This window comes from Marinomonas sp. UCMA 3892 (genome assembly GCF_012726345.1).
Taxonomy (GTDB): Bacteria; Pseudomonadota; Gammaproteobacteria; order Pseudomonadales; family Marinomonadaceae; genus Marinomonas.
Genome location: NZ_PTXN01000002.1, coordinates 54,470 through 78,733, shown reverse-complemented (window position 1 = coordinate 78,733; position 24,264 = coordinate 54,470). Strand labels below are relative to the sequence as shown.

General features: G+C 43.2%; 22 protein-coding genes. 8 read left to right on the top strand and 14 right to left on the bottom strand.

The annotated features are described in order from the left end of the window. Positions 1-55 precede the first annotated feature (55 nt). The 6 genes from B6N13_RS03330 (at position 56) to B6N13_RS03305 (ending at position 8,005) form a co-directional block, all read left to right on the top strand. Positions 56-1,981 carry a (Fe-S)-binding protein gene (locus tag B6N13_RS03330; protein WP_012070412.1) on the top strand — a complete coding sequence of 642 codons (1,926 nt, stop codon included), beginning with the start codon at positions 56-58 and terminating at the stop codon, positions 1,979-1,981. Continuing rightward, positions 1,981-3,255 carry an electron transfer flavoprotein subunit alpha/FixB family protein gene (locus B6N13_RS03325; protein ID WP_012070411.1) on the top strand — a complete coding sequence of 425 codons (1,275 nt, stop codon included), beginning with the start codon at positions 1,981-1,983 and terminating at the stop codon, positions 3,253-3,255. Before B6N13_RS03330 ends, B6N13_RS03325 begins: the two co-directional genes overlap by 1 nt. After that, positions 3,245-4,021 carry an electron transfer flavoprotein subunit beta gene (locus B6N13_RS03320; RefSeq protein WP_012070410.1) on the top strand — a complete coding sequence of 259 codons (777 nt, stop codon included), beginning with the start codon at positions 3,245-3,247 and terminating at the stop codon, positions 4,019-4,021. Before B6N13_RS03325 ends, B6N13_RS03320 begins: the two co-directional genes overlap by 11 nt. A gap of 74 nt (positions 4,022-4,095) precedes the next feature. After that, positions 4,096-4,326, top strand: coding sequence for a hypothetical protein (locus B6N13_RS03315; protein WP_012070409.1), 231 nt, complete (start codon positions 4,096-4,098; stop codon positions 4,324-4,326). A 414-nt stretch (positions 4,327-4,740) separates the two neighbouring features. Then, a complete protein-coding gene (locus B6N13_RS03310) occupies positions 4,741-6,708 on the top strand; it encodes a methyl-accepting chemotaxis protein (RefSeq protein WP_012070408.1) in 1,968 nt (655 codons plus the stop codon). Positions 6,709-6,922: 214 nt separating this feature from the next. Beyond that, entirely contained in the window at positions 6,923-8,005 is a 1,083-nt protein-coding gene (locus B6N13_RS03305; protein ID WP_169458490.1) for an ABC transporter substrate-binding protein, read from the top strand. Between the two features lie 90 nt (positions 8,006-8,095). On the opposite strand, the gene B6N13_RS03300 is transcribed toward B6N13_RS03305, so the two are convergent. The 9 genes from B6N13_RS03300 to uraH form a co-directional block, all read right to left on the bottom strand. After that, positions 8,096-9,079: an aldose epimerase family protein gene (locus tag B6N13_RS03300; protein WP_169458489.1), complete on the bottom strand. Its 984-nt coding sequence runs from the start codon at positions 9,077-9,079 to the stop codon at positions 8,096-8,098. A 62-nt stretch (positions 9,080-9,141) separates the two neighbouring features. Continuing rightward, positions 9,142-10,443, bottom strand: a complete 1,302-nt coding sequence (locus tag B6N13_RS03295) for an extracellular solute-binding protein (protein ID WP_012070405.1) — start codon at positions 10,441-10,443, stop codon at positions 9,142-9,144. A gap of 78 nt (positions 10,444-10,521) precedes the next feature. Continuing rightward, positions 10,522-11,367 (bottom strand): carbohydrate ABC transporter permease, encoded by an 846-nt coding sequence (locus B6N13_RS03290; protein ID WP_012070404.1) that lies wholly within the window; start codon positions 11,365-11,367, stop codon positions 10,522-10,524. Further along, positions 11,364-12,245, bottom strand: a complete 882-nt coding sequence (locus B6N13_RS03285; protein WP_169458488.1) for a sugar ABC transporter permease — start codon at positions 12,243-12,245, stop codon at positions 11,364-11,366. The genes B6N13_RS03290 and B6N13_RS03285 overlap by 4 nt, the downstream gene beginning before the upstream one ends. A gap of 1 nt (position 12,246) precedes the next feature. Then, on the bottom strand, positions 12,247-13,347 hold the full coding sequence (ugpC, locus tag B6N13_RS03280; RefSeq protein WP_169458487.1) for a sn-glycerol-3-phosphate ABC transporter ATP-binding protein UgpC: 1,101 nt from the start codon (positions 13,345-13,347) through the stop codon (positions 12,247-12,249). A 43-nt stretch (positions 13,348-13,390) separates the two neighbouring features. Next, entirely contained in the window at positions 13,391-14,899 is a 1,509-nt protein-coding gene (locus tag B6N13_RS03275) for an alpha-N-arabinofuranosidase (protein ID WP_169458486.1), read from the bottom strand. 299 nt (positions 14,900-15,198) lie between these two features. Then, entirely contained in the window at positions 15,199-16,119 is a 921-nt protein-coding gene (locus tag B6N13_RS03270; RefSeq protein ID WP_169458485.1) for a metalloregulator ArsR/SmtB family transcription factor, read from the bottom strand. 185 nt (positions 16,120-16,304) lie between these two features. Beyond that, the gene (gene hpxO, locus B6N13_RS03265) at positions 16,305-17,483 is read right to left on the bottom strand and encodes an FAD-dependent urate hydroxylase HpxO (RefSeq protein WP_169458484.1); all 1,179 of its coding nucleotides are present in this window, start codon (positions 17,481-17,483) and stop codon (positions 16,305-16,307) included. Between the two features lie 293 nt (positions 17,484-17,776). Further along, entirely contained in the window at positions 17,777-18,148 is a 372-nt protein-coding gene (gene uraH / locus B6N13_RS03260; RefSeq protein WP_169458483.1) for a hydroxyisourate hydrolase, read from the bottom strand. Between the two features lie 194 nt (positions 18,149-18,342). Here uraH and uraD point away from each other — a divergent pair, with 194 nt between their 5' ends. Continuing rightward, the gene (gene uraD, locus B6N13_RS03255; RefSeq protein ID WP_169458482.1) at positions 18,343-18,864 is read left to right on the top strand and encodes a 2-oxo-4-hydroxy-4-carboxy-5-ureidoimidazoline decarboxylase; all 522 of its coding nucleotides are present in this window, start codon (positions 18,343-18,345) and stop codon (positions 18,862-18,864) included. On the opposite strand, the gene B6N13_RS03250 is transcribed toward uraD, so the two are convergent. Continuing rightward, the gene (locus B6N13_RS03250; RefSeq protein ID WP_211172763.1) at positions 18,861-19,466 is read right to left on the bottom strand and encodes a LysE family translocator; all 606 of its coding nucleotides are present in this window, start codon (positions 19,464-19,466) and stop codon (positions 18,861-18,863) included. The two genes, uraD and B6N13_RS03250, sit on opposite strands and share 4 nt — an antisense overlap. A 112-nt stretch (positions 19,467-19,578) precedes the next feature. Here B6N13_RS03250 and B6N13_RS03245 point away from each other — a divergent pair, with 112 nt between their 5' ends. After that, entirely contained in the window at positions 19,579-20,979 is a 1,401-nt protein-coding gene (locus B6N13_RS03245) for a PLP-dependent aminotransferase family protein (RefSeq protein ID WP_169458481.1), read from the top strand. A gap of 68 nt (positions 20,980-21,047) precedes the next feature. Here B6N13_RS03245 and B6N13_RS03240 read toward each other — a convergent pair whose 3' ends face one another. From B6N13_RS03240 to B6N13_RS03225, 4 genes are all read right to left on the bottom strand, one after another. Continuing rightward, positions 21,048-22,034 (bottom strand): isopenicillin N synthase family oxygenase, encoded by a 987-nt coding sequence (locus B6N13_RS03240; protein ID WP_169458480.1) that lies wholly within the window; start codon positions 22,032-22,034, stop codon positions 21,048-21,050. Positions 22,035-22,176: 142 nt separating this feature from the next. Next, positions 22,177-22,653 carry a nucleoside deaminase gene (locus B6N13_RS03235; RefSeq protein ID WP_012070393.1) on the bottom strand — a complete coding sequence of 159 codons (477 nt, stop codon included), beginning with the start codon at positions 22,651-22,653 and terminating at the stop codon, positions 22,177-22,179. 49 nt (positions 22,654-22,702) lie between these two features. Further along, positions 22,703-23,494: an ABC transporter permease gene (locus B6N13_RS03230; protein ID WP_169458479.1), complete on the bottom strand. Its 792-nt coding sequence runs from the start codon at positions 23,492-23,494 to the stop codon at positions 22,703-22,705. Further along, entirely contained in the window at positions 23,472-24,263 is a 792-nt protein-coding gene (locus B6N13_RS03225; protein ID WP_169458478.1) for an ABC transporter ATP-binding protein, read from the bottom strand. The genes B6N13_RS03230 and B6N13_RS03225 overlap by 23 nt, the downstream gene beginning before the upstream one ends. Position 24,264 lies beyond the last annotated feature (1 nt).

Genomic DNA, 24,264 nt, shown 5'->3' with positions numbered 1-24,264 from the left:
TATATTTGTAAATATTGTTATGTGCCTTATGTATTTATAATGATGAGGACTCATCATGATTCTTGATTGGTTACCTCCAACTTTGATTGGTGTTTTGCTTGCGCTTGCAGCAATTGGTGCGGTTCGTCGTATTAATCTATGGCGTGCAGGACAGGCTGAAAAAGTAGATTTTCTAGCTGGTTTGCTGGCGATGCCAAAGCGCTATCTGCACGATCTTCACCATGTGGTAGAGCGTGATAAATATATGTCTCGTACTCACGTAGCAACAGGCGGCGGTTTTGTCTTAGCTATGGTACTAGTGCTGTTTATTCACTTATTTGGCGTTAAAAGTGAAATTCTTGCTTGGGCGTTATTAGGTGCTTTGGTGATGATGTTTTGTGGCGCTCTATTCGTAGCCAAGCGTCGTTTGAATCCACCTTCACGCCTTTCCAAAGGTCCGTGGATGCGTTTGCCAAAAAGCTTGCTGACGTTTTCGATTACCTTTTTTGTACTGACTTTACCTGCTGCAGGAATTCTTCCTGAAGGAACGGGTGGTTGGGTACTTACACTTGTATTGTCTGTTCTAATTTTAATGAGCCTCAGTGAAATGCTATTTGGCATGACATGGGGCGGACCAATGAAGCATGCTTTCGCAGGAGCATTGCACCTTGCTTTTCACCGTCGCTCTGAACGTTTTGGCGGTGGTCGTTCAACGGGCTTAAAGCCAGTCGACTTTGGTGATGGGGTGAGTGTCAAAGAAGTGCATGGTGTAGCGAAACCAACTGATTTCAAATGGAATCAATTATTAGGTTTTGATGCCTGCGTACAATGTGGTCGTTGTGAAGCTGTTTGCCCTGCTTTCGCAGCGGGTCAGCCATTGAACCCTAAAAAGCTTATTCAAGATATGGTAGTGGGTTTTGCGGGCGGCACAGATGAAAAGTACGCTGGTAGTCCTTACCCAGGCGTTGAAGTAGGTAATGCTAAAGGCGCACCAAATCAAATTATTACTAATGGTTTGGTGAACCCTGATACGCTTTGGTCATGTACAACATGTCGTGCTTGCGTAGAAGAATGCCCGATGATGATCGAACATGTTGATGCTATTGTCGATATGCGCCGTTTCTTGACGCTAGAAAAAGGTGAAACACCGAATAAGGGCGCGCAAGTACTCGAAAATATTATTGCCACAGATAATCCAAATGGTTATTCACCAGCGAGTCGTACTCACTGGGCAGCAGATCAGAACTTAAATGTCATGAAAGATGTTAAGCAGGCTGATGTGTTGTTTTGGGTCTCTGATGGTGCCTTTGATATGCGCAGTCAGCGGATTCTACGTTCTTTTGTTAAGTTACTTAAAGCTGCCAATGTGGATGTAGCCATCTTAGGCGATGAAGAACTTGATAGCGGTGATGTTGCTCGTCGTTTGGGTGATGATGCGGCTTTCCAAAGTTTGGCGAAACGTAATTTAGCAACGTTATCGAAATATAACTTCAAGACAATTGTGACGACAGATCCACATGCGTTCCATTGTCTGAAAAATGAATACGGTGACTTTGGCTCAGATGCTCTGAAGGGGGTCGAGGTATTACACCATACGACATTCTTGAATCGCTTGATAAAAGAAGATCGTTTTAACTTAAAACCTCTTCAAGGCAGCAAGGTAACGTACCATGATCCTTGTTATCTTGGTCGCTACAATGGTGAATACGAAGCGCCACGAGAATTGCTTGCTAGCTTAGGCATTGAAGTAGCCGAAATGGAACGCTCTCGTTATCGCTCACGTTGTTGTGGCGGTGGTGGCGGTGCACCAATTACCGATATTCCAGGCGAGCGTCGTATTGCTGATATGCGTATGGAAGATGTTACGAGTACGGGTGCGAATATGGTCGCTGTAGGTTGCCAACAATGTACTGCTATGCTGGAAGGGGTTGTAGAGCCTAGACCAGTCGTAAAAGACATCGCTGAAATTCTAGCGGGGCAGCTAATTGAGGAGGCACACTGATGAGTCATTTATCATCAAACGATAGCTCTTTAGACAACCTGTTTCGACGAGACCCAAGAGCTGAATGGATAGCGCGTAACCGTTTGCATCCTTTGCACGGCGAGATGATGCAAGCAGGAAGTGCTGAAGTGCGAGGACCATCTGGATTATTGCGCAAGAATCCTCATGTAATTGGTTTTATTGGTCCAAATGGTATTAAGCGTATCGATAGGGCGAACATATCTTCTGCTGCCATTGGTGGTAAAAAACGCTCAAATGAAGCAAAAGAAGTATTGTTGCCTTTGCATATCGTCGAGAATCCAGATTTTTATATTATGGTCGTGGCGGATATGGTGGGCGGTCGTTTGACTGGCCATGATAAAGATATTCTTGGCTTGGCGCATAAACTGGTTGCTAAGCAAAATGGTGCAGTAACTCTGGTGTGCTTTGGTGAAAATAAAGAAACACAATGTGATTTAGCTGGTGTAGATCGCCTTATTCATCTTGAAGGTGATGAATATGACGGCTTTGCACCTGAAGCTAGGTTAACTGCGTTGCAGGAAATAGAGGCTCAATATAAACCTGTTCATTGGTTGTTTCCTGACAGTGTTCACGGTGGAACAGATTTGGCTTGTCGTTTATCCGCGCGTTTGGGCGAGCGTCTTGCCGCTCAAGCTTGGCAAGTAAATGCTGAGCAAACCGTGTGCCGAGGAGCGTCTGCAAGTCATGATATTTTGCGTGATACACCGCGTATTTTAACTTTGTTGGAAGAATGTGGTGATGCTATAGATGAAACACGTCATCAGGTATTGCCAATCTCTGTTGATAGCATCAAGCAAGTATCGCCTAATGTTATTGATAAAGGGTTAATTGCTGTTGATTCAAATGCGGTGCCATTGGCTGAAGCTGAGTTCATTTTGTCAGCGGGTAACGGTATTCATAATTGGGATCAGTTCCACTCGACTGCAGCGGCACTTGGTGCCACTGAAGGTGCAAGTCGTGTTGCGGTGGACGATGGCTTTATGCCGCGTGAGCGCCAAGTGGGAGCATCGGGAACTTGGGTTACTGCTAGGGTTTACCTTGCTGTTGGTATTTCTGGTGCGATTCAGCATATGCAAGGTATTGGTCAATGTGACAAGGTAATTGCTATTAATACCGATGCAGGCTGTGACATGGTGAAACGAGCTGATTTGGCTGTTATTGCTGATAGCGAAGAGATATTGGCAGAGCTGACTAGACTTGCTCAAGAGCATTCATTATCTAAAAATCAAGAGGAGAAGAGTGATGCTGCCTAATGTCAAAGTTGTTTCATTAGTGTCTGTTGGACGTCATCCTCAATCCGGTCGTGCTCGTCGAGCAGAACAAGATGGTCGAGCTGTAGAGTTGGGCCTTAAATTGGCGAGTAACGAGCTGAAAGTGGTTCATGCTGGTAATGCTCAAGAGCCAGTGCTGCGTCAGTACGCTGGTATGGGGTTGTCTTCTCTGACAGTGCTTGAGCAAGAGAGTAATTGTGATGCATTGTCTGTATTGACAACATTTTTGCACGAAAATAAGTTTGATGTGGTTTTAACTGGTGTTCGTGCCGAAGGTGGTGAGTCGTCTGGTATGTTGCCATATCTGTTGGCTGAGCAATTGGGTTGGCCTTTAGTACCAAGAGTGGCTGATATTATCAGTATTCAGGGTGGTGAAGCGGAAGTTTTATTGGCTTTGCCGCGTGGTCAGCGTCGAGCAGTGAAGGTAAAGCTACCATTTATTGCAAGTGTCGATAATGCCGCCCAAGAAGCGCGACAAAGTGCTTTTGGACCAGGCTTGAGAGCGCAACTGAAAGTATTGGATGTAGCGAGCGTAGTTGATGAAGCCGCGAGTCACTGGCAAATCAGCGCCGCTAAACCTCGTCCTAAGCGCATCAAGGTGGTAAAAGCAAAAACGGCTGCAGATCGTATGAAGGCAGCAACAGCAAAACCTGTTGGTGGTGGCGGTAAAGTAATGAAAGACGAAACAGCGGCTGAAAAAGCGCAAGCTATTTTTGATCTTTTATTAGAAGAAAAAGTGGTTCGCTAAGTACTCGTTTAGGTATAAGCTATATGTCCCATTGGTTGTTGATAGAACAAATTGTTTGTTTATAGGTATGCAATATGATGATTGTAGATTTGGTCGACGAAGTCGATTTTAAAGAAAGACTCATCGCGCTTGGAGCGCCTGTTACTCAAGAGCAAAGTTTGGCACAAGTACAGTCTGCTGTGTTGTCTTGGTTGCAGGCGTATCCTGAGCAAACTCCGTTCGTAAAAGACCTTTGTATTGAAATGCAAAAGGACAACACAACTGTTTTGCCCGAAGTTTCTACAGTTATGGCTGCGTTCAGTTAACATTGGCTTTTTGAAATATAAGCTTCATGTCTATCAATAAATCTCAGTTATGAAGTAATAAGCTTGTCTAAGTTGTATTACTTCATAATGAGATTTTCATTTCCCGTATTCTTCATGAGTTTAATCTCTTTAAATTAGACTTACGCTGTATTCTTTCCATAATTGTTACGTTTTGAAACTTGCTATGGTTTATACGCTTCTTATGCAGTACTTTATCTAGCTATATGGATAATAAAGTAGTGGTAAGGAAATAAAAATATTTCGTTAAGGCTTTTTAATAATGTCATTAATGATGATATTTTGGGTTGTTAATAATCATTTTCAATATATAAGTTAATGTTGATGACCAGCTGGTGAATTTATAAAAATTCCTTCTTGGCTCCATATGGCTATTATAATATTTGGGTAAATTCTATGAAAATCAAAACGAAGTTGTTGATTGCTTTTTCAATTGCCACCGTGTTACCCGTCTTAGTGGTCAGTTCAATTACCGCCTATCTCGCATCGAATCAAGCATTGAAAAGCTTTTCACAAAATAGTGAACAAACCTTAGGTGCTGTTGAGCAATCCTTTGATCAATTTATGAGTGATATTAAATCTGTTGTTGGCTTTATTGCGGACAGTGCCGTTATTACTGATCCCGATGCAAAACCATTGACAACCTATTTTGAAGCTCAAGGAAAGGCACCAAGTAAAATTGCTGAACAAAATGGCGGTCATGAAGCAGATGTTTTTAACATGTTTGAGGCGATTGCTAAAAACAACTCAAATTATGTTTATGTTTATATGGGTGATGAAAGCGACGGTTATGTTGAATGGCCGGGAACCTATGAATATGCTGAATGGCATCCTAAGCAACGAGCTTGGTATACAAGAGCTATAGAAACCCCTGGAAAGGTTGCTTTACGTGATGCCTATTACTGGGCAGCTGATGATGCTGTTTATGTTTCAGCGGTACGGACTTATAAAAAAGGTAATGCTATCGGTGGTGTCGTTGCGGTTGATGTTTCGATCAAAACTCTAACTGAGATGGCGAATAATACAAAACTTGGTAATTCTGGCAGCATCATGGTCATTGAAAATACCGGTACTATTTTGGTCGATGCGCTTCATACAGATAATAACTTTAAGAAAATCAGTGAGGTAACGGGTGATGCGTATCAAAAAATTGCTCAAACGTCCTCTGGGTTGATTAACTTTAAACTAGATGGTGCAGATTATTACGCCGATGTTTATACCTCTCCTAACTTAAAATGGAAGTTTGTTGGTCTAATGCCAGCAGCCGAAATTTACTCTAGTACCGTTGAATTAATAAAAACTACTGCCATTGTTTGTATCTTGTTATTAGTGGTTTTTGGTCTTGTTGCTTACTTCATGGCAAAAAGTTTAATTACCCCGATTGAGTCTGTTTCTGATCATTTGCGTATTCTTGCTGAAGGCGAAGGGGATTTAACCTCCAAAATTGATATTAAAACTAACGATGAGACAAGTGTTTTATCTAACTGGTTTAATCAGTTTATCGAATCGACTCGTAAACTGATTCTTGGTATTAAGCATTCAGGCATACAGATCGATAAAATAGCCGCTGAAACTTCAGCGAAAGCGAGTGAAGTGGCGCAGTCCGCAACGGATCAATTGCAGTCTATTGAGCTAATCGCAGAAGCTGGACAGCAAATGTTGATTGCGTCTAATGAAGCGGCAGAAAGTTGCGCTAATTCTGCTCAGTTTTCTGAGAAAGGTTTAGAGACTACTATCGCGGGTAAAAATCTTCTTAAAAGTAGTGCGGAAGGTGTTAATCGTTTAGGTGCTCGTTTAAAAGATTCGAATCAAATCATTACTGAGTTGCAAAAAGAAACCACGAATATTAATCAGATTCTATCGACTATACAGGCAATTGCTGAGCAGACTAATTTGTTAGCCTTGAACGCGGCGATTGAAGCGGCTCGCGCCGGTGAACAAGGTCGAGGTTTTGCTGTTGTTGCTGACGAAGTACGAACTCTTGCGGGGCGTACACAAGAATCTACTGAACAAATTAGCAATATCTTGGGGCTGCTTGCTAGTAGAACCAAGCAAGCATCAGAGTCTATGGTGACGAGTTTAGCTGAATCTGAAAATGCTATCAGTCTGTCAGATAAGGCGCTTATTTCCTTTGAACAAATTGAAGAAGTTGTGAAGCAAATGCGTGATATGACGATGCAAACGGCGGCTTCTGCTGAAGAACAACGTGCGGTAACAGAGGGTGTAAACGAAAACATTGGTGCTATTAGTGATGCAGCGCATCGTGTTTCAAGCATATCTGTGGATGTTGCTGATCTTTGTAAGAAACAGGATCAGTTGAGTAAAGAACTGCATTCGATGGTTGTTCGATTCCGTACAGAATAAACCGAAAATTATGAATATATAGTTAGTGATAAAAGGCCACTTTTTAGTGGTCTTTTTTATTCGTCTTTTAGGCTTTTTGAATGATTCCTATAGATGCCAACTTATCTGTTAACTAATGCATTGGACTTATAAGAGAAAATTCTTAAGAATTTGTTTTTAAAATATAGTGATAACGATTATCATAACTAACAGGTTTACTAATTAAGGTGTAAGTATGGTTAAGTCGTTTGTAATGCTTCTGTTCACTTTTTGTGTGAGTGCAAGCTGGGCTGGTCAAGTTACGGTGAAAGATGTCCTTGATCGTGAAGTTACATTTAATGCGCCTGCGCAACGAGTCATTGTCGGGTTTTATCCTGAAGATTATATGGCAATTGGTACAGAAGCCGCCTACGACAAGGTTGTCGGTCTGTCTAAATACATTTGGCAAGCTCGTTCAGCTAATTGGGAAATGTATGTGAAACATCGCCCATCATTACAAGATATTCCAGCAATCGGTCGAGTAGATACGCAGACTTTTTCGGTCGAAAAAGTGATCAGTTTGAATCCTGATGTCTTAATGTTGGCCGATTGGCAATATAAGGGGTTAGGTACAGATATCGAGCGTCTTGAAAATGCTGGCATAAAAATCATTGTGGTAGATTACAACGCACAAACTTTAGAACGTCATATAAAAAGCACTGAGTTAATAGGTGTGATTACAGGACAAGAAAAACGTGCTGCTCAAATTGCTGCTGAGTATAGAAAAACGGTTGAAACTATCGGTAAGCGTCTTGCTGATGCGAATTTGCCAGTGCCTAAGGTTTATACTGAATTTGGCGCTTCTGGTGTGCAAGAGCTTGGCTTTACTTTCGGCAAAAATATGTGGGGCGCGATTTCCACTATGGCTGGTGGCGATAATATCTCTGCGCCATTTGTTGAATGGTGGGGGAAATTGAATCCAGAGCAAGTGATAGCCTCTAACCCTGATGTTATAGTTATTACGGGTTATGAAACAGGCGCAACTCCTGACTCCATGCTGATGGGGCAGGGTGTTGATAGAGCAGAGGCCCGTAAACGTTTGGAAGGCTATAAAAAACGCTTAGGTTGGTCCTCTATTGCGGCAGTAAAGAACAATCGTTTATACGGTGCTTATCATGGCGCTTGTCGTACTATTTTTGATGCGGCAATGATTGAGTTCTATGCAAAAGCCATGTACCCAGATTTGTTCTCGGATTTGAATCCTGAACAAGCCTATTTAGATTTTTATAAAAAGTATTTACCTGTAACTCCTGAGGGGACTTTTACTCTGGCGTTGTAAAAATGGGTTCAAATCTATAGAAAAAGGGGGGTCTACATCTAAGGTAGAACCCCCCTTTTTGTTTTGGGTAAGCCTTTAATTTTCTACCAATTACACGAACTCATAGCGCGTGACTTGTCGGTAAGTATCTTCTGGTGCAAGTAATATTGGTGGGAAGTGAGATTGGTTAATCGCATCCGGCCAATGTTGAGCTTCAAGAGCAAGACCTGCATAGGCAGTTAATGCGCCTTGGTTGATATTTGATTCTGCGGCGAGATTTATGTGGCGTCCATCATAAACCTGTAAGCCAGGTTCTGTTGTTTGGTAATTCAGAGTGAGTCCAGTGATTGGCGCTTTGAGTGTAGCGACTGTTTGTAGTGGGCGGTTACTGGCAAGAGAAAGGCAGAAGTTGGTGTCTAGATCAGGATAATCTTCACGGCCTATGGTGCGAAGCTGATGAAAATCAAACGGGCTGCCAGCCGTAGGTGAGACTTCGCCTGTTGGAATCAATCCAGCGTCAACAGGTAAATAATGATCGGCTTGGATGCTCAGTTGGTGATCTAAAATAGAGCCTTTGCCGTCAAGATTTACGTAGCTGTGCCCCGCAAAATTGCAAATCGTTAATTTGTCTGTGGTGGCGGTGATTTCCATTTCTAATGTGCTATCGAGCAAACGATACAATACATCCACAACCATGTTACCTGGATAGCCCATCTCACCGTCAGCAAGTGTAGTTTGTAGCTGAACCATGTCGTTAGTTTGTTTGATGATTGACCAGTTTTTGCTGCCTGTTCCATCTGGGCCGCCGTGTAAATGGTGAACTTCAGGCAGAGTAGGTGGTAATTGATATGCTTTACCGCCAATCACGGCATGGCCTTTATTAGTTCGGTTTGCCACTCGCCCGACTACCGCACCAAAGTATTTTGCTCCTTGAAGATAATCGGTCAGCTTTGGCGATCCTAATACTAAAGAATGCTCATAGCCATTTAGATAAACGGATTGAATGCTAGCGCCCAGTGTCAAAATAGACACTTTGAGTTGAGCGTTTTGTAGCGTGACATATTGAACTTGGTTTAAATTTGGAACGAGATTCACGGAGGTATCCTTTTCAAATAAACGGGAGCCGAAGCTCCCGAAAGTATAGAAATATAGATAGATTAGATATTTTCTAATAAGTCGTTAACCCGATATTGCGCTGTTTTTAGTGCATCGTCTATCGATTTGTCGCCATTAACCGCAGAGCTTAACTCTTCGCCAAGAATATCTTGGATGGCGAATTGTCGTAACACGGCTGAAGGCAAAGCTTGACCTGTTTTAGCTATTTTAGCGATATCACTACGATGAGGAAGTGATTTGAATTGCTCGCTATTTATGACGGCTTTTACGACGGGTAAGTGACCCGTTCTTGCCCATTGATAGTTGTTGTCATAAAAGAATTTGAACAATTTACCAATGGCTGCCATTTTTTCATCACTACGCTTGCCGCGAGGAACGGCCCAACCATGCCCATCTGTATAGGTTACATCTTTCTTATCAAAAAACTGAGGGATAGGATAAACACTGTAACCACCTGACAAGGCATTATTACTCTCTTTGGATTGGTTATCATATGACCCAATTAACCATGTTCCATTGACAGAAATACCTGCGTCACCACTGGAAAAGCCTGAAACGGCGGCGGCATAGTCTAGATTTTTTGCGGTGACATTTAACATATCTTTCATGAAGGTGAGTGTTTTCTTGGCGTCTTCGCCAGTTAAGTCAATTTTTCTAGGGTCATCAAAAAAAGTGCTGTTTTGTTGCATCATCAAAGTATAAAACATGCGTGCAAAGCTGGCAGTTTCATTAGCTGATACCTGAATTAGATAGGGTTTCCCTGTTGCTTCTTGAAACTGTTTGCCTTGAGAAAATAGCTCTTCTCGGCTGGTCGGTAAAATAGGCGTGCCATCTTTTTTGAGTAAGCCTGCTTGTCTCATAAGGTTGTTGTTAACATGAAACAGCATAGTCCAGTTATCAAAGGGCAGGGCGTATATGCCATCTTCCTTGGTGACACTGGAAATGCCGGCCTCGGTAAAGTCTGAAGGTTTAATGTTCTGATCTTTTAAAAGCTTATCGAGGGGAACTAACAGACCACGGGATTGATAATCTGATATGGCCGAGTAATGCATAGAGACAACATCTGGCGCAGATCGTGAGGCTAGTTGGGCATTAAGTTGATCATAGCCAGGCCATTCGACTGTGGTGACATTGACGTCAATATCGGGATTGTCTGCCTCGAATTTGTTAACCAGAGAGGTGATGATGCCACATTCGCCAACCGCTGCAGACACATCTGTGTTATTACCATATTCGGCTTCACAAGCACCAAAGAAGCGCTGTAGTTCTATCGTGGTAGCGCTGGCAAGCGGTGATAAAGCCAAAAGACCTGCTGTTGCTGTTCCGAGAAGTAACTGTTTCATTATATTTTTCTCCTTGTTCGTTTTTATTTTTGTTGTCTATCTCGTTCTACTTTTACGCTTTTAATAATTCAATGAAGGCTATTTCACGGCTCCTCCTGATACCGCGGTAACTATATGGCGTTGAAAAAAGATGTAGACAATTACCACAGGCAACGAGGCAAACACCGCTTGTGCGCCCAGAAAACCTAAGCCTTCGGATTGTGCAAAGTTCGTTTGCGACGATGCTATGCCTATGGTGAGTGTGTACATGTCGGATTTGGTCGCAGAAATAAGCGGCCACCAATAATCATTCCAAGCTTGCAAGAAAGTGAAGATTCCCAAGGTTGCTTGTGCCGGTAGCGTCAGCGGTAGCAATACTTTCCAGAAGATACGAAAGGTTGAGGTGTTATCCAGCATGGCAGCTTCATCAATTTCTTTTGGGATGGCCCGAAAGAATTGTGTCATCAAGAAAACGCCAAATGCTGATGATAAGTTTGGCAATATTAAGCCAATATGGGTGTTATGCAGGTCAAACCAATTAAACATCTGGTGACGAGCAATGATTACCGCTTGTTCTGGTACAGCGAGGCCGAATAACACAATGATGAATAGCGTTTTGCGAAATGGAAACTCAAGTCTGGCAAAGGCGTATCCGGCAAGCGACGACAGCAACAAGACTCCAAACGTTTGACCAACAGCCACTATCATAGAGTTCATAAACCAACCAAATACGCTGGAGGATTCTAGAATATTGGCATAATTGACCAAGGTATAAGGCATATTAAAAACCGCCTCAGTACCTCTGAGTAATTCAGCGTTGTCCTTTAGAGATAAACCTATGATCCATGCTACTGGCGCCATCATGATCACACCAAGCACAGCAGCTATCCAAAACAGCCGACGGTTAGAGGTCAAATGTTCAGGCGAATAGTTGAATGCTTTCATGCGTCTACCTCCTCTTTACGAGTGCTGACCCAGTACTGAAGCATGGCGGCACATAGAATGATTAAGAATAGGATTTGTGATGCTGCAGCTCCCATACCAATATCCCAACGTAAGAAGCCAACTTCATAGATGTACATCACAATTGGCCGAGATGAGCCAGCGGGACCGCCATTGGTCATCAATTGTGCCTGACCAAACAACTGGAATTGCATCACTACCTGAATGATGGCAACCAACATAATAGTGGACTTAATGGATGGCAGAGTGATACGAGTGAGCACTCGCCAGCGGGAAGCGTTATCTAACGCTGCTGCTTCATAAAGGTCTTTCGGTATCTGTTGTAAGGCCGCTAAGAAAAGCATCATGGGCAAACCAATGCACCACCAAACGGTTGCTACGCCCACTGAAAACAACGACCATCCTGTAGTTGAAAGAAAGCCAATTGGTTGCCAGCCGAAAAACTCAAAAATCAACGACATCAAACCGTCATTGGGAATGAAGACGATTCGCCAGATGAGCGTCACTATGGTGACGGACAAAATAGAAGAGGCAAAAAACAAACCTCTCAAGAACGACGACCCTTTGCTGGTTTTATTCAAGGCTAACGCTAGAAACAAGCCAAGAATGACCAAGGTAGGGACGGACACGCCAACGAAAATTAGCGTGTTTTTGACCGCTTGGCCAAAAATTGGGTCGCTTAATACTCGTGCATAGTTTTTTAAGCCGATGAAGCGCTCGCCGCCAAAAAGATCAACTTTATTGAGCGACAGCCAAATTCCCCAACCAAGAGGAAAGACCAACAAGGTTAAAAAAACACTGAGATAGGGAACGACAAATAGACCATTTGTCCAACGGGAACGACGATAACTTTCTGCCATCTTACACCTCCATTTGACTGTGATAAGCAAGGCCATCACCGTCAAAAATATGTGCAGCTTGAGGCGAAATTGATACGCGAACCATATCACCAGCTTTTACTTTTGATCGCCCTGAGTCCTCAGCAATCAGGTCAGTGCCATCGATTAAAGTACCGTAAAGAAGCGTACGATCACCGAGACGCTCAATCACTTTTATGGTCAGATCAAGGCCATCTTCTTCAGCGGCAACTACCGCGGTGTCTTCCGCTCGAATACCGATAACCGCATTTGTGGCGTTGAACTCTGGTGGAAGGACAATCGCAGTAACGACTTTGCCAGCACCGCTGACTTCGACCGTCACACCATCAGGCGTATTTTCAATACTATTAATCGGCAACATAGACATTGGCGGAGAGCCAACAAACTCCGCGACAAAACGACTCGCCGGATATTGGTAAATCTCCATTGGTGTGCCGATCTGCTCGATCTTTTGGTTGTGCATGATGACAATGCGATCAGCCAGCGTCATAGCTTCTACTTGATCGTGAGTAACAAAGATCATTGTCGAACCAAGACGCTGGTGGAGTTGTGCCAGTTCCAATCGCGTTCTGCCGCGTAACGCTGCGTCTAAATTGGATAGTGGCTCATCAAATAGGAAGGCTTTAGGTTCTTTGACAATGGCGCGACCTATGGCGACGCGCTGACGCTGGCCGCCAGAAAGTCGTCCCGGTTTACGATCCAGTAAATGATCTATTTCGAGAATTTTCGCCGCATCATTAACACGACGATCAATTTCGTCTTGTGCGACTTTCACATTTTCTAGACCAAACGCCATGTTTTGGCGAGTCGTCATGTGAGGGTAGAGCGCATAGGACTGAAATACCATGGCGACGCCGCGTTGACCTGGAGGTAAGGTATCAATGCGTTTTTCGCCAATATCGATAGAACCTTCTGTAATGGATTCCAGCCCCGCAATCATGCGTAATAAGGTGGATTTTCCGCAGCCAGAAGGGCCAAGGAATACAACAAATTCACCGTCTTCGATGTGTAAGTTGATGTCGTCTAATACGGTAACGCTGTCATATCGCTTTGTTATATTTTTTATAGAGATAGATGCGGACATGGTTTCCTCTCTCAGCAAGTTTTAAACGGAAAATCTTGGGGTATTACACCCCAAGTCGAATCATGCGATAGCTCATAGGAGCAATGCTTGCCGTTAATTGTTGCTGTTTGACTGTTGCGCCTTGGCCGTCTTTTGGGGCTACTTGCTCTGCATCTGGACCATTTTTTGCGTCAAGTGCATGGCCCGCCATGACTTTATCCATAATGACTTTCTGATGTGTAAATCCTTGCAGAGACAGATCCAATTCAATGCTTTCGTCTGGGTGACGGTTAACAATAAAGAAAGTTAGCGCGCCATCTTTATCAGATTCCACGGCAGAAATATCTAGATAGGAGACATCACTGGCGAACTCTGTATCGTAGCCTTGGCATTGCACCGCAAGGTTGAGTGCTGTGCCACGACCGTATTGGGACGCATACAAATATGGATAGTAAGTCGACTGACGCCACGCTGGTCCATCTTTGACTGTCATAATCGGCGCGATAACGTTGACCAATTGCGCCAAACAACCAATTTTGACCACATCACTGTGGCGAATAAAGGTGTTCAGAATACAGCCAACTTGTAGTGTATCGGCAAAGTCGTAAATGTCTTCTAACAAAGCTGGAGCATGTGGCCAGCCGTCATTGCCACCGAGAATTTTTTTGTCTTGTTCATTAGAGTGATACCAGACGTTCCATTCATCAAAGGAAATATACACATCGTGTTTGGAGCGTTTTTTGGCTTTAGTGGCTTTAATGACCGCTGCGATGGTGTCGATATAGTTATCAAGCAAGCTGACTTTGGCTAAGTAATTGGCGGTGTTTTTTTCGTGATTATCGAAATACATATGCAGTGAAATGTAGTCGACTGTGTCGTAGGTGTAATCTAGTACAGTGCTTTCCCATTCAGGGTAGGTCGGCATTTTAGGGGAAGAAGAGCCACAAACAACCAGCTCGATGTTTTTGTCGAAAGCGCGCATGGCTTTAGCGGTTTCGAATGCTACTCGACCATATTCAGCGGCGGTTTTTTGTCCGATTTGCCAAGGTCCATCCATTTCATTACCCAGACACCAAAGTTTAACGTCCCAAGGTTCTTCACGACCGTTTTGCTTGCGAAGGTCAGACCAATATGAGCCGCCAGGGTGGTTCACATATTCAAGAAAAGCACGTGCTTCGTCTAAACCTCGTGAGCCAAGATTCACCGCTAGCATCATTTCTGTACCGGCTTGTTCTGCCCATTCAGCGAATTCATGAATACCAATTTCATTACTTTCTGATGTGTGCCAAGCAAGATCTAGGCGAGTTGGGCGATCTTCTTTTGGCCCAATGCCATCTTCCCAGTTATAAGCAGAAACGAAGTTACCACCGGGGTAGCGAGTAACGGGCACATCGATATCTTTGATGAGTTCGATAACATCTTGACGGAAACCATGTTCATCAGCAGTTGCATGACCTGGTTCGTAGATACCGCTGTAAACAGCGCGTCCTAAATGCTCGATGAAAGAGCCATAAAGGCGAGGGTCTATTTTGGCAATCACATAATCTTTATGTGCGGTTACGTTAGCGCGCATGCTTACTCCTTTCTTATTTTTGTAGGATATTAAGATATATTAAGTATCTGAATTTTTGTTTCTTATCTGATAAGTGGATATTAAAAGCATGTTTGACCTGAGGTCAATCAATAAGACGTTTATTTTTTGTGCAACCAAATACCAAAATTGGTATGTATAAGTGTGATTTGTAACGAAAAAAGAAAGGGGTAGGTATTTGGAAAGTTACTAAGATAATGAAAATTATAGATTTTTTAAATTTTGATTTATTAGAGCAGGCTTACTGATATTTACATCAGAAAATAAGATGCTGTGTGAGATTAAGATTGAAGGCGTAATACAATATCTTGGTCGTAATTGCCAAATTGCTTGCCAAAAATATTGATGCCGCCAGGGTGTTCAGCATCATCGGGAACAGAGATTCGCACACGAATGGATCTATGGTCTTCCAGTGCAAGATCCTTCAAAGAGATATCAGAAACCCGTACACCATCGACGTAAGTGCCATCTTTTGTGACACGAAAGCTTTTTAAATGGCCGTATTGGCTGCCAGCAAGCTTCCACCAATCGGGTGTATGTTTACCACGACGATCGCCGTAATCGCCAGGAGCAGTCCAGATCGCAGCCGTTTTTCCGTTGATAGAGATATGGATATCAGAAGGCCAATTTTCGGATGTGCCAGGCACTTCGGATGACAGCTCCATTACCAGCTCTAGCTCTTTCACTGTCTGACCGGCAATACGAGCATTGTTGGGGAACTGATATTCCACATAGCCTTTGGTAAACCACAACAAACTGGCACGCATACGATCAGGAGAAAGATAAGTATCTGGACTGTCTAAGAAGCCAACAATGCCAGATTCCGAACACAAACCACAAGGCGCCATCACATCAAACTCAGAATATAGGCCCACAGGCATAGCGACTTCGATGACGTTGTTTTGATTTTGTTTGGTGTTACAGAAAGATAAGACGATTTCTTCGTGTGTCGCGCGGCAAATTTTCTGGCTGCCTTTACGGCCTTTTTGGCTTTCGGTGGTAATTAAACCGGCACTTTCAAGGGAATTAATATGACTGGAGGTTGATGATTGGGGCAGTTCAAGAAGGTCGGCAATATCATTGACATTCATCGGCCCTTTTTCATGTAACAAGGACAATATTGCCAATCGTGCAGGCGCTGCTAGGCTTTTTAGAACATCTGCTCCATCTTCGGGGGTTAGCAATAAGAACTTTTTACTCATCGTCATCTCCAGTTGAAGGTGACTTTATATCGAGATTTATGATTCTTATCAAGTTTTAGTTGTCGATTAATTGTTACTAAAAGTAAGTGATGATCGTTTTATTAATACATGAAAACGATCATCACCCCTTAGCTTTAAATAGCTTTTTTAAATGTTTTTTTAGTGATTTCTAAAGAGTTTTTGAATTAAGCCAACGGTCCACCAATAATAGTAGTACGCAATCCTGCAATGATGTTTTCGCCTGTTTCGTGTCTTAGTTCGTCGTACCAAGCTTGGGTTTCTTGCATGTCTTTACCATGGGTGACATCGCAACGTTTACGAGCTTTTAATACTAGGTCTTTGACGCGGAAGCGACGAGCTTCTTCGTAGTTTTTTAATGCAGCGATAACACCAGAAACCGTTTTGCCTTTCTCTTTGAATTGATCCGCGAAACACTGACCAAGTACAACGGCGTCTTCGAGTGCAGAGCAACCGCCTTGGCCAATGTCTGGGGTTGTGCTGTGAGCCGCATCGCCGAGTAGGGCGATATTGCCTTTTACTAAGGTATCGAATGGTTCGATGTCGTGAATTTCGATACGGTTTGTGGTTTCTGGATCAATGGCTGCAATCAGTTTTTGAACGGGTTCAGCCCAACCTGCAAAATAACCTGTTAGATCGGCAATCACCGTTGTTCTGTCTTCTGCTAGGCCTTTTGGTAATGGCACATCAAAGAAGAAGTAAAAACGACCACCGGCAATAGGCATGATAGAAACGCGTTTGCCTTCGCCAACAAAGGTTGTCCATTGATTGGCAGGAGCAATACTTTCATCGATTTCTACCAAGCCATTCCAGTTCACATAATTAGCGTAGCGGCGTTCGGTTTGATAACCAATGACATCAGCACGTACGGCAGAATGTGTGCCGTCGGCCGCAATCATAAAATCACCTACAGCACTGGTACCATCGGTAAAATACGCGGTTACACTTGTGTCACTTTGCTCGACTTTTTCAATGCGTTTGCCAAACTGAACTTTATCACGTCCCCACCAATCGATCATTTGGCTTTGTAGGTCGGCACGAGACACTGGACAAGGGCGTTCGCCAACAGCGTCAACTAATGGGGCAAGACTGAACTGCGTCATCACGCTTCCGGTTATACCGTCGTGGTACGCCATGTTGTGCATCGGGCCGCCGAGTTCATCCATAATGCTGCCCATACCTAAATGGTTCATGCATTTTACGCCGTTAGACCAAATAGAAAGCGCCGCACCAACTGGTTTGATTTCTTTTACCGCTTCAAAAATATCACATTCGATGCCTTGTTGTTTTAATGCTGCTGCCGCTGACATGCCACCGATACCAGCGCCTATAATAAGTGCTTTCATATGATTCCCCTTTAATCTATCGCTCGTTTTCGCGTTGTCTTAGCGAACTTTTAATTTCTTGTTAAAGGAGTAAATGGCAATAAATATGCCATGAAACAAATGAACCTATATTTTAGTTTGTGAAACCTTTGTTTTAGGGCGATACGTAATCAGTGGGGATAGGTCAAAGAAGAAAGAGGCTTATTTTCTTCTTTGACCAATAGGGCAGAAAATGATTTATCTTGGTGCGGATTTTGTAATATTTGCTTCATTCTAGCTCATTAAGCCTTGGGCTGAAGCCTAATTACATAAGACTAGCTGCCACGATAAGTGCTGTAAGAATAAGGCGAGACAAGTAGTGGAATGTGATAATGGGCGTTTTCATCATTGATACCGAAACGAATGACGACCGTGTTTAAGAAACTAGGTGCGGTAGGTTTGTTATTGTCTGAGTCTTCGAGAGAGCCAGAGAAGTACTCGTCAATGGCAAACTCCAGTTCGTACACGCCCACAGAGAAGCTATCAGCTTGCAGCAAGGGTTGATCACAGCGGCCATCGTTATTAGACACTGTGCTATGAATGAGCTGTCGTTGGCCTTCTGCAGAATGCTGATAAAGGTGTATTTTTACGCCAGCCGCAGCAACGCCTTTTGTTGTATCTAAAATGTGAGTGGTTAAGTATCCCATTGTTTTACCTCAATCTAATGTAAAAGCTTGCCTGATTTTTGCAGTAAGCGTTTTTTATAAGTGAAATGGATCTGAAAATATTGTTTCATAGAGATCAATATTTGTGCCATGTGTTTCTGTATAGCGTATTTTGTTATTCATAGAGATCTTTTTTATAAGAATTTTTTAGAGCCGTCAGAATTTGGAGTCCTATTATGCACGATCCGTTAGCTGCGATTAGTCAGATGGAAGAAGCGGATTTTATCGCTTTATTTAGCAGTATTTATGAGCATTCCACTTGGGTTGCAGAAGAATTGTGGCGACAAAAAGTCGAGCATCCAAGCGAGTATTTCGACAGCATCGACAAAATCAAAGCCACCATGGCTGACATCGTAGAGCAAAGTACTGACGAACAAAAACTCATACTGCTACGGGCTCATCCAGATCTAGCCGGCAAAGCTGCTTTAGCGGGTGAACTCACTCATGCGTCAACCTCAGAACAGTCAGGAGCAGGGTTGGATCAATGCTCTGAAGAAGAGCTAGCTCATTTTCTACAGCTGAACGATACCTATCGGGAGAAGTTTGGTTTTCCCTTCATCATGGCCGTAAAAGGCGCTACCAAGGAGCAGATACTTGCAGGATTTGAATCTAGAACGCCCAATGACTGGCAAACTGAGTTTGACCGAGCCATGAGCGAAGTGCATAAGATTGCTGGGTTTAGATTGGCGGATCTTTAGATAAATATCATAGGTAAGGTCGCAAGCAGTAATAATCCCATTGATACACTAAAGTAACGGTGGAATTTAGGTTCTTGAAGTCTTTTAGAGACAAGCTTGCCTATAGTGATCCACATGAATGTGCCGGGTAACGTCGCGATATTAAACATCATGATGCATAGCAAAGCCGATGACCAATAAAGCTCTCCAGTCAATGTGAAGACAGAGCTTGCTGTCATTAAGCTGGCCCACGACTTAGGGTTAATTGCCTGAAATGATGCGGCTTGTAAAATGCTCATTGGTTGAAGGCTCTTTTTGTCTGAAGGCATTTTTGCACAAGCGATTTTTATAGACATATAAACAATGTAACTTGTTGCAATAAAGGTGAACACCTTATGAAGGTAAGGCCAATGCTTAAACATTTCACCCAAGCCAAATAAAATCATTATATGCAGTATTGTCATGCCAAAGCGAATACCAAGCACGTGAGGTAGTGTTCTTTTAATACCAAAATTGGCCCCTGAATTGGCTAATAGGATGTTATTGGGTCCTGGTGTTATGGTGCTTATTAAGCAAAAAAGAATGAGCGCAGGGGTGATTTCCAATAGGGCATTATTGATCATTTCCATTCCTTTAAAGAAAGTTTTAGATTTAAATTGTATTGATACAATTTATGTTGTATTGTCTTTAATTAGATTTACATAGAATACAATTTTGGGCAATTTATTTATTGTTATGAGTACAATTGTGGGCATTAGCAAAGATACATTTGATCAAGCCTGTTTGGTGCATCCAAAATACAAGGCATTGGCTCATATAATTGAGCAGGCCATACAATCAGGCGAATTACCTGATAAACAAAAGCTGCCTGCGCAAAGGTTGTTAGCTGACAAACTTGAGATTACTCATGGTACGGTGACCAGAGCGTATGATTTGCTGGAAAAGAAAGGTTTAGTGAACGCAAAGTTGGGAGCAGGCACTTATGTAAACCTTCCAAGCTCCTTTGTGACTAGTGATGTGTCAGCCATTAAGGAATACGATTTCGCCTCCAGTATGCAGCCTATGTTAGGCCAGCAAATGTTGGTGAAAAATGCGCTAAATGAATTAGCTCAAGATCTTGTTTCAATAGAAGAGGTGATGACTTATTCGCCAAATGGCTTACGAAAGCATCGGCAAATATTCAGTGATTGGCTTGCTTCTAAGCAGATTCAAATTGATAAAGATGACATTGCTTTCACCCAAGGTGCCCAACAAGGGATTTATACTTGCCTACAAATTCTTACCAAAGAAAATGACTACATTCTTCATGAAGAGCTAGCATACCCTGGGGTATTTCGAGCAGCAGAAGCCAGCGGCGTTAATCCGTTAAGTGTGCCGCTAACGGCGGAAGGGCTGGATTTGGCGGTATTAGAAGAATACTGTCAGAAGTTTCGCCCAAAAGTACTGTACATTACGCCTAATATTCAAAATCCGACTAATATTCAGTACTCAGAAACGCAGCTAAGGGAAATAGTTAAGTTAAGCGAGAAATATCAGTTTTATATTATTGAAGATGATGTGAATTATTGCCTACCAGAAAATTGGAAAGTGCCGTCGCAGCAGCAAGCCCCAGATCGAATATTCTATCTTTCAAGTCTCTCTAAATATGTGGCGGGAGGTTTAAGAATTGCTTTCTGTTTGGTTCCTAAACAATGGCAACAAGCCTTTAATATGAGCATTCATAGTCAGTGTTGGATGGTATCGACGCTAAACTTCGAATTGGCCACTCGTTTCTTAAGAAGTGAAAATTTTCAACATAATCAGTCCCTTCTAGAAGGTGAGATGCGTTATCGGCAAGACGCGTTTCATGCATTGGTTGAAAAGCATGGTTTCCGCTCTCGGACTGGCGGTTTGAATGCTTGGTTGACATTACCAAGTCATATTAATGTGAACCAACTGAATAATTTTTTGGCATCCAAAAATATCAAAGTCAGAACCGCCGATTTGTTTCGTTGTCCTACTGCGTCCTTACCTTCGGTTAATTCTTTTAGAGTGTCTTTAGGTGGCTTTAATTCAAGAGTCGATTTTGAAAATGCGCTTTCTGAGTTTGAAAATGCCTTAATACAATTCAACAGCCAAGAAGATATTGTTATTTGATATTTTGAATCAAGACTTACATGAAAAAACCATCATAGGATGACTATGATGGTTTTTATATTTTCTACTTATTTATCGACGAAGTTAGCCTGAATACGCTGGGTCAAAAAGTCTGCCGCACTGATGGGGTGGTAGCGTTTGGCTGGGCCTTGGATGATCTGCGTTTTATTGGCTTGGCAAAAGAAGGCAATGGAATGGCGACTGCCGCAATATTCATTTATAAGTGGCAAGCGAACCCTATGCAGGTTGGATTTAAGCTGGTCATCGCTCCAACGCATTAGCATATCGCCGATGTTACAGGTGATCACATTGGCAATGGGCGGAATGCTGGTCCAGCGTTGCGTATCGGCTTCTGCTCCTGGACAAACTTGTAAACCGCCATGGCCTTCGTGTTGGAACAATAGCGTTAAACAATCGAAGTCGGTATGAGCACCAGCACGCCAAATATTACCTTGCTCAGTGACTCCCTCTGTTGGGTAATAATGCAGTAAGCGTAATGTGCTTTGGTAGTCCGTTTGGCTTGGGTCGTGTGCTTGAGTAAAAAAGTCTCTAGCAAAGCCAAGTTTGTCTGCAAAACAGGATAGTACTTTCATGCCGACTTCCCAGCATTGTTTTTCAAAACTTAGTGTATTGGCTTGAAAGTCTGGCAACTCTTCTTCAGTCGGCCACAAATTATCCATGTGGTATTGGGTGATTTGATAAGATTCTTTTTGGTCCTTGGTGCCAGTAGAAGGGCGGATTTGACTGCGACTTTCCCATCCGGCATTGACGCTTTTGGGGCGAGGGTATTGGCTTTTGATGCTTTCTGGTAGGTTAAAAAAACGCTCTGATTCTTTGAAGGCTGCGTCTATATCTTGCTGATCTATACCGTGATTACTTAATTGGAAAAAGCCGATTTGCGTGGCCGCTAGCCAAAGTTGTTCGGTGATTTCTTCTCGGCGATTTTCAAAATCGCTCATATCTATGATGCGAATTTCTCGATCGTTGGTGTCTTCCCCTGTACCGCCAAAAGTGGTTTCGCGTTGTAGTTCTTCAAGTGAATATGAATGTGTCATGGTTTTCTTCCATTCTCCTAGGTTTAAAATAACTAGACGTTTTGCCTAGTGGAAAATGGAGCAATGACCTGATGCATTTCTTCTGAAAAACATCTGACTGCTTCTACTCCGGTTGTTGCTATTGTTTAGTTAACGCTTTTATTTACCAAACCCCCTCATGCAATTTTGCGGCCTCTTCTTCAAGGCAAGGCCCAATGACTTCCACTTGTCGTTGACCAGATTCAAAGACAGTGCGACAAGGTAACGCCAACGTGGGATTTTCAGGATGATTGCCAGTAATTTGTTTTAAGCTGTCTTCGCTTAATCCGTATACCAGACGCCCAAGTCCCGCCCAATAGGCGGAGCCTGCGCACATCGCGCAGGGTTCTGCGGAAACATACATGGTGCATTTCGCCAGAAAATCAGGGCGATACGCCTTGCTGGCGCGCGTCATTAACTTGCGCTCTGCATGACCTGTCATATCGAAATCTGGCAAGTAGCCGTTGACTTGGGTCATTAGTACATTGTCTTCATCGTCAACCAAGATCGCCGCAAACGGGTGAATACCTTGTTGCTTGGCTTCCTCTGCAAGAGCAAAGCTTTGGCGTAAAAATTCGGTGTCTTTTGTATTAAGCTTCATATTTATTCCCAGTCTTCAATAGGGTATTTAACAGCACAATCACCGCAAACTATTTCTTCTTAGGAAGGCTCCACGGAAACCACCAAGCCTGAATCCATTGAATCGATTTAAACAGCAACAAACTAATAACCGACAAGAAAATGAGTCCAGCAAAAGCTTGTGGAATTTTAAAGAAAGACGTGGAGAACTGAATGAAATAGCCCAATCCTTCCTCTGCGGCGACAAATTCCGCTACTACAGCGCCGATAATCGCCAAGGTGATAGAGACACGAAGGCCACTGAAAATGTGTGGAATCGCATAAGGAATGCGAATCTGCCAGGTTTCACGGTAGCGTGGAGCGCGTAAAGACTGGCTTAGCTCGATCATTTCGGGTGGGGTTTCCAACATGCCTGTCGTGGTCGATACAACAAGAGGGAAGAAGGTGATTAAGCAAGTGATCAGTACGCGAGATGGATCGTCTGTACCTAGCAAGACAATAATCAAAGGCGCAACCGCGACCACAGGTGTTGATTGAATCACGATCAATGCAGGATAAAGCACTCGGTTCATTAGCTCAGAGCGCATCATGCCAATTGACAGTGGAATAGCAATCACGATAGACAAGGCAAAACCCATCAAAGCAACACGTAATGTCGCCCAAAGATGCGTTAGCCAACGAGAAAATTCCACATCAAAAAACGCCATGAATATCGCGGACGGAGAGGGCAGAATGTAGTTTGGCACATTGCCAAAACGACAGACTAATTCCCATAACAGCACAAGGCCGATAAAGAACAAGCCAGGCGCGAAACGGTTTGCCTGATGTGCAAGCCAAGATTTAGGCTGGTACGTTTGGTTCATAAATATAGCCTCTAATTAAATCGGTTAGCTCAGCAAAACGAGGGGAGTTAATGGTTTTCGAAGAACGCGGACGCGGTAAATCCACCTCGATCAAATCCAGAACCGTGCCGGGGCGTTTGCTCATTACCAAAATGCGATCAGATAACAAAACGGCTTCACTAATGGAGTGAGTGATAAACAACACGGTTTTTGGATTTTTCTTCCAAATATCCAGTAGATCAAAACCAATTTGCTCGCGTGTTAAGGCATCCAGCGCCGAAAACGGCTCATCCATTAGGAGAATGTCTGGGTTAAGCAAGAGCGCGCGAATAATGCCAACACGTTGTTGCATACCACCAGATAATTCGTCTGGCATCTTGTCAGCAAACTGGGTTAAGCCCGCCATTTCCAATAGCTCGTTGGCGCGTTTTTCATCAGTGGCGGAGTAACTGCCGTATTTGTGTTTGAGCGGAAACAAAACGTTTTTACGCACTGTTAGCCAAGGCAATAAGTTGGCTTTTTGAAAAACGATGCCCACATCATCACGAGGTTCGGTGACTGGCAGATTAAATACTGATACTTCACCATGAGACGGAATTAACAACCCTGCCACCATGCGCAACAGTGTCGATTTACCACAACCGGAAGGCCCTACCACCGCCACAAACTCGTGACGGTGGATGTCGAGGTTAATACCTTGCACTACCATTGGTGTTTCTGGGCGAGGATCGTATTTATGACCCACGTTTTTCATACTGACGTAGGCTGCCGCTTTAGCGCTGTTTTCCATC